This window comes from Pluralibacter sp., assembly GCF_019237635.1.
GTDB lineage: Bacteria > Pseudomonadota > Gammaproteobacteria > Enterobacterales > Enterobacteriaceae > Enterobacter_B.
Map to the genome: position 1 here is coordinate 1 of NZ_JAFAGS010000042.1, position 6230 is coordinate 6230.

Sequence of the window (6230 nt, forward strand, 5' to 3'; positions counted from 1 at the left end):
CGGTCAAAACCATGCTTATTCACCATGCTGTCGATAAACTGCTCGGCTGCCGGGTTATTGGCAAAATCGCCGCCGGTCATCGTGACATTATGCTGCGGCTCCAGCAGGAATCCCCCGGACGAGGTGGCCTGAGGCGCGGCCTGCGTTTTGGGTTTGCTGCTACAGGCAGCGAGCAGGACACACAAAGGGAGTAAAGCCAGGTAACGACGCTTCAACATGGGACATCCGTTTAACAATTTCAGCAAGGGGGGCGAGTATGGTAAAGCATACCGCGAATGACAAGAAGCGGTAGTCCCCTTTCAGCGCCAAATTCTCTGTCCTGACGCGTAACACTCCCCTCTGACGTCTTTTTCATCCCACACACATCACACCAACAAACTTTCAATTTAAAAGATTTATCTTTCATTTTGCGATCACAATAACACTTTAAAACCTTTCAAAATGATTAAAATGCGTCGCAGGTAGAACAGGTACCCTTTGAGGAGAGAAAAAAGAATGATTGAAACCATCACCCACGGCGCTGAGTGGTTCATCGGGCTGTTTCAGAAAGGCGGAGAGGTGTTTACCGGCATGGTAACCGGGATCCTTCCGCTGCTGATAAGCCTGCTGGTTATCATGAATGCGCTGATCAACTTTATCGGCCAGGCGCGAATCGAGAAGCTGGCGCAAAAATGTGCGGGAAATCCGTTAACCCGCTACATGCTGCTGCCGTGCATCGGCACCTTCGTGTTCTGCAACCCGATGACCCTGAGTCTCGGGCGCTTTATGCCGGAAAAATACAAACCCAGCTACTATGCGGCGGCCTCCTACAGCTGTCACTCCATGAACGGTTTATTTCCACACATCAATCCCGGCGAGCTTTTCGTTTATCTCGGCATCGCCAGCGGTCTTACCACGCTCGGCTTACCGCTCGGCCCGCTGGCGGTCAGCTACCTGCTGGTGGGCCTGGTAACCAACTTTTTCCGCGGCTGGGTCACCGACCTGACGACCACGATTTTCGAAAGAAAGATGGCGATTCAGCTTGAACAGAAAGTGCATTTAACAGGAGCGGCATCATGACGCGCATTCGTATAGAAAAAGGCGCTGGCGGCTGGGGCGGCCCGCTTGAGTTAGACGCTACACAGGACAAAAAAATCGTTTACATCACCGCAGGCACCCGCCCGGCTATCGTCGACCGGCTCGCGCAGCTCACCGGCTGGCAGGCCGTGGACGGCTTCAAAGAGGGCGAACCGCCGGAAGGGGAAATCGGCGTAGCGATCATTGATTGCGGCGGCACGCTGCGCTGCGGGATCTACCCCAAGCGGCGGATCCCGACCATCAATATCCACGCCACGGGGAAATCCGGCCCGTTGGCCCAGTACATCATGGAAGACATCTATGTCTCCGGGGTGAAGGAAGACAACATTCAGCCCGTCGGACAAACGTCGCAAACGGCCCCCACGACGGCGCACCGCGACTACGACGCCAGCAAAAAAATCACCGAGCAGAGCGACGGCCTGTTGGCCAAAGTCGGGATGGGGATGGGATCGGCCGTTGCCGTGCTGTTTCAGGCCGGGCGCGAAACGATAGACACCGTGCTGAAAACTATCCTGCCGTTTATGGCGTTCGTCTCGGCGCTGATCGGCATCATCATGGCTTCCGGTCTGGGCGACTGGATTGCCCACGGTCTCGCGCCGCTCGCCAGCCACCCGCTGGGCCTGGTGACGCTGGCGCTGATCTGCTCGTTCCCTCTACTCTCGCCCTTCCTCGGCCCGGGCGCCGTGATTGCACAGGTTATCGGCGTGCTGATCGGCGTGCAGATTGGTCAGGGGCATATTCCGCCGCATCTGGCGCTTCCGGCGCTGTTCGCCATCAACGCCCAGGCCGCCTGCGACTTTATCCCGGTCGGGTTGTCACTCGCCGAAGCGCGCCAGGAAACCGTCCGCGTCGGCGTACCGTCGGTGCTGGTCAGCCGCTTCCTGACTGGCGCGCCGACGGTGCTTATCGCCTGGTTTGTTTCCGGATTTATTTATCAATAAGGGGTTCCGCCATGACCGTGATTTATCAGACCACCATTACCCACATTGGCGCCAGCGCGCGTCAGGCGCTGGATGATCAGATGCTTATCACCTTTCGCGAAGGGGCTCCGGCCGATATCGAAGAGTTTTGCTTTCTCCACTGCCATGGGGATCTCGTCGGTTCTCTGCGCGTCGCCAGCGCGCTGAAGCTCGGCGGACAATGCTATCCGGTCACCGCCGTAGGCGACGTGGCGGAACAGAATTTGCGCGAACTGGGGCATATCACGGTGCGTTTTGACGGCCAGAGCACACCAGAGTTTCCAGGTACCGTCCACGTCCGCGGACCGGTGCCGGAAGATATCGCGCCAGGTTGTGAACTGAAGTTTGTTGCTTAAGTCGTAAGGAGAAATGTATGAGTCAGGTTGCCGTTGTCATTGGCGGAGGACAAACCCTGGGGGCGTTCCTTTGCCGTGGGCTTGCCGCCGAGGGGTACCGCATTGCGGTCGTGGATATACAAAGCGATAAAGCCACCCGCATCGCGCAGGAGATAAACGCCGAATTTGGCGAAGGCTCCGCATGGGGATTTGGGTCGGACGCCACCAGCGAGGCCAGCGTCGAGGCGCTGGCGCGCGGCGTCGATGAGATTTTCGGTCGCGTGGACCTGCTGATTTACAGCGCGGGCATCGCTAAAGCCGCGTTTATCAGCGATTTTACCCTCGGGGATTTCGACCGCTCGCTGCAGGTGAACCTGGTCGGTTATTTCCTCTGCGCCCGGGAGTTTTCGCGCCTGATGATCCGCGATGGCATTAAAGGCCGCATTATTCAGATCAACTCGAAGTCCGGCAAGGTGGGCAGTAAGCACAATTCCGGTTACAGCGCGGCCAAATTCGGCGGCGTGGGTCTGACCCAGTCTCTGGCGCTGGATCTCGCCGAATATGGCATTACCGTTCATGCGCTGATGCTCGGCAACCTGCTGAAGTCGCCAATGTTCCAGTCGCTCCTGCCGCAATACGCCGCCAAGCTCGGCCTGCGCGAGGATGAGGTTGAGCAATACTACGTCGACAAAGTGCCGCTGAAACGCGGCTGCGACTACCAGGACGTGCTGGACGTGCTGTTGTTCTACGCCAGTCCTAAAGCCTCCTACTGTACCGGACAATCGATCAATATCACCGGCGGTCAGGTCATGTTCTGATAACACCGGCCCCGTATGGGGCCGTTATTCTGGAGAGAAAGTATGGTTTCGACCCTTATTACCGTCGCGGTTATCGCCTGGCTGGCTCAACTGGCGCTCGGCGGCTGGCAGATACGCCAGTTTAATCGCGCATTCGATACACTCTGTCAGCAGGGGCGCGTCGGCGTTGGTCGCTCCGGTGGGCGCTTTAAACCACGCGTAGTGGTGGCTATCGCACTGGATAACGAGGATAACGTCGCCGATACGCTGCTAATGCGAGGGGTAACGGTCTTCGCCAGGCCGCAAAAAATTGCCGCCTTACAGGGGAGGTCTTTGCAGGATTTGCAACCTGATGTGATCTTTCCCCATGATCCTCTCTGTCAGAATGCACTATCATTGGCGCTTAAACTGAAACATGGGTAATTTCGTTTTGAACGTAAATATCTTGCGAAATTATCATTTCGAAATCTGACCGCAGGATACCGACGCCTATGAAACCTCGCCAGCGCCAGGCAGCCATCATCGAATATTTACAAACACAGGGGAAGTGTTCGGTCGAAGAGCTGGCGCATCACTTTGCGACCACTGGCACCACCATCCGTAAAGACTTAGTCGCCCTGGAAAACGCCGGCACGGTCATTCGCACCTACGGCGGCGTTGTGCTGAACAAAGATGAAGCCGATCCGCCCATCGACCATAAGACGTTGATCAACACCCACAGAAAAGCGCTGATTGCCCAGGCCGCCGTACAGTTTATTCATGACGGCGACTCCATTATCCTCGACGCGGGCAGCACGGTGCTGCAGATGGTGCCGCTGTTAAGCCGCTTCAACAACATCACGGTAATGACCAACAGTCTGCACATCGTCAATGCCCTGTCCGAGTTCGATAACGAGCAGACCATCCTGATGCCGGGCGGCACCTTTCGTAAAAAATCCGCGTCCTTTCACGGGCAACTTGCCGAAAACGCATTTGAACATTTCAGCTTCGACCGCCTGTTTATGGGCACCGACGGTATTGATTTAAACGCGGGCGTTACCACTTTCAACGAGGTGTATACCGTCAGCAAAGCCATGTGCAACGCGGCGCGAGAGGTCATTCTGATGGCGGACTCCTCTAAATTCGGCCGCAAAAGCCCCAACGTCGTCTGCGGGCTGGAAAGCGTCGACAAGCTCATTACCGACGCCGATATCGACCCGGCGTTTCGCCAGGCGCTGGAAGACAAAGGCATTGACGTGATTATTACCGGAGAAACTCATGAATGATTTTTTACTGAACGCGGGCCGTCAGACGCTGCTGCTTGAACTCCAGGAAGCAAGCAGGCTGCCGGAACGGCTGGACGCAAGCTTCGTGCGCGCCGCGCAAACCATCATCGACTGCAAAGGCAAACTGGTTGTTTCCGGTATCGGTAAATCCGGACATATCGGCAAAAAGCTTGCTGCCACCTTCGCCAGCACCGGCACACCGGCATTCTTCGTCCACCCGGCGGAAGCCCTGCACGGCGACCTCGGCATGCTCGAAAGCCAGGACGTGATGCTGTTTATCTCCTATTCCGGCAGCGCCAAAGAGCTGGAGCTGATTATTCCGCGCCTTGAGGAGAAGTCGATTTCGCTGCTGGCGATGACCGGTAAATTGCAATCTCCGCTGGCGCTGGCCGCCGCCGCGGTGCTGGATATTTCGGTCGCCCGCGAAGCCTGCCCGATGCGCCTGGCGCCCACCTCCAGCACCGTAAATACCCTGATGCTGGGCGATGCGCTGGCGATGGCGGTGATGCAGGCTCGCGGTTTCAATGAAGAGGATTTTGCCCGTTCGCACCCGGCGGGTGCCCTTGGCGCGCGTCTGCTGAACAAGGTGCATCACCTGATGCGTAAAGACGATGAGGTGCCAAAGGTCACTGTCGACGCCAACGTGATGGACGCCATGCTGGAGCTCAGCAGAACCGGGCTGGGGCTGGTCGCCGTCTGCGACAGAGCCGGTCAGGTCAGCGGCGTCTTCACCGATGGCGATCTGCGTCGCTGGCTGGTGCGCGGTGGTACGCTCAACGACGCCGTCTGCGAGGCGATGACCACAGGCGGCCTCACGCTGCAGTCGCAGGAACGCGCCATCGACGCCAAAGAGAGGCTGATGCGCCATCAGATCAGCGCCGCGCCGGTAGTCGATGAGAACGGCTGCCTGACCGGGGCCATCAACCTGCAAAACTTCTATCACGCCGGGATTATTTAAGTCCCAAACGTTTTGCCAGCCGATGCAGGTTGGCAACGTCCATCTCCAGTCGCAGGCGGCGAAAGGTCTTGATGATATCAGTGCCGCGCCGCCAGCGAATCGTACCCGCGCCAGCGGTAGTTGAGCATTGACACGCCCCAGCACAACGCGAACAGGCCGATGACCATAAACCCGGCGTTGCCGAGATTCTCGTTCAGAGCGCCAATCTCGTCCCACACGCCGCCACTGAGCGCAAACTTGTCCATCACCAGCCCCAACGCCTCCAGGCCGCCGATAAACAGCGCCACAACAACGGAGGTGCCGGTGATGGTCAAGTTGTAGTAAAGCTTGCGCTGCGGTTTGTTGAACACCCAGCCGTAAGCCCCGACCATCAGCACGTTATCGAGCGTATCGACCAACGCCATGGCGCTGGCAAACAACGCCGGGAACACCATGATAGACCAGATAGCGATGCCGCTGGAGGCGCTGGCTGCAGACAGCCCCAGCACGCCGATTTCCGTCGCCGTATCAAACCCGAGGCCGAACAAAAAACCCACCAGGTACATCTGCCAGCTCTTGTTCACCAGACGGAACGTTTTACCGAACAGCCAGCTCATCATGCCGCCGCCGGTCGCCACGCTCTCGCTAAACGGTTTCCCTTGTTTAAAGGCCTGGAAGCTGTGCCAGACGCTGCGCAAAATCACGAAGTTGATAAAGGCCATCGCCAGCAAAAACGCCGAAGATACCGCCGTGCCGATCAGGCTGCCGGTATCGTGAAGCCAGGCCATATCCCGGCTGAAGGCCGTTGCCGTCGCGGCAATCGCCGCCGAGGCCAGCACCACGATTGAAGAGTGACCGAG

8 protein-coding genes and 1 pseudogene are annotated in these 6230 nt (G+C 57.8%); 7 read left to right on the forward strand and 2 right to left on the reverse strand.

What is annotated here, in order from left to right; translation table 11 throughout:
• Nucleotides 1–218: pseudogene (locus tag JO226_RS05000) on the reverse strand (murein transglycosylase B); the annotation flags it as partial.
• 277 nt (nt 219–495) lie between these two features.
• Between JO226_RS05000 and JO226_RS05005 the strand changes: the two are divergent.
• From JO226_RS05005 to gutQ, 7 genes are all read left to right on the forward strand, one after another.
• Nucleotides 496–1059: a PTS glucitol/sorbitol transporter subunit IIC gene (locus JO226_RS05005; protein ID WP_293494142.1), complete on the forward strand. Its 564-nt coding sequence runs from the start codon at nt 496–498 to the stop codon at nt 1057–1059.
• Complete coding sequence (locus tag JO226_RS05010) at nt 1056–2018, forward strand: PTS glucitol/sorbitol transporter subunit IIB (protein WP_293494145.1); 963 nt, start codon at nt 1056–1058, stop codon at nt 2016–2018. Before JO226_RS05005 ends, JO226_RS05010 begins: the two co-directional genes overlap by 4 nt.
• Nucleotides 2019–2029: 11 nt before the next feature.
• Nucleotides 2030–2392 (forward strand): PTS glucitol/sorbitol transporter subunit IIA, encoded by a 363-nt coding sequence (gene srlB, locus JO226_RS05015; RefSeq protein WP_293494148.1) that lies wholly within the window; start codon nt 2030–2032, stop codon nt 2390–2392.
• A 17-nt stretch (nt 2393–2409) separates the two neighbouring features.
• A complete protein-coding gene (gene srlD / locus JO226_RS05020) occupies nt 2410–3189 on the forward strand; it encodes a sorbitol-6-phosphate dehydrogenase (protein ID WP_293494151.1) in 780 nt (259 codons plus the stop codon).
• Nucleotides 3190–3231: 42 nt separating this feature from the next.
• A complete protein-coding gene (gene gutM / locus JO226_RS05025) occupies nt 3232–3591 on the forward strand; it encodes a transcriptional regulator GutM (protein WP_293494154.1) in 360 nt (119 codons plus the stop codon).
• Nucleotides 3592–3659: 68 nt separating this feature from the next.
• Complete coding sequence (locus JO226_RS05030) at nt 3660–4433, forward strand: DNA-binding transcriptional repressor (RefSeq protein ID WP_293494157.1); 774 nt, start codon at nt 3660–3662, stop codon at nt 4431–4433.
• The gene (gutQ, locus tag JO226_RS05035) at nt 4426–5391 is read left to right on the forward strand and encodes an arabinose-5-phosphate isomerase GutQ (RefSeq protein ID WP_293494160.1); all 966 of its coding nucleotides are present in this window, start codon (nt 4426–4428) and stop codon (nt 5389–5391) included. Before JO226_RS05030 ends, gutQ begins: the two co-directional genes overlap by 8 nt.
• A 77-nt stretch (nt 5392–5468) precedes the next feature.
• On the opposite strand, the gene JO226_RS05040 is transcribed toward gutQ, so the two are convergent.
• Nucleotides 5469–6230, reverse strand: a 762-nt coding sequence (locus JO226_RS05040; RefSeq protein ID WP_293494163.1) for a HoxN/HupN/NixA family nickel/cobalt transporter, incomplete at its 5' end; no start/stop codon positions are given.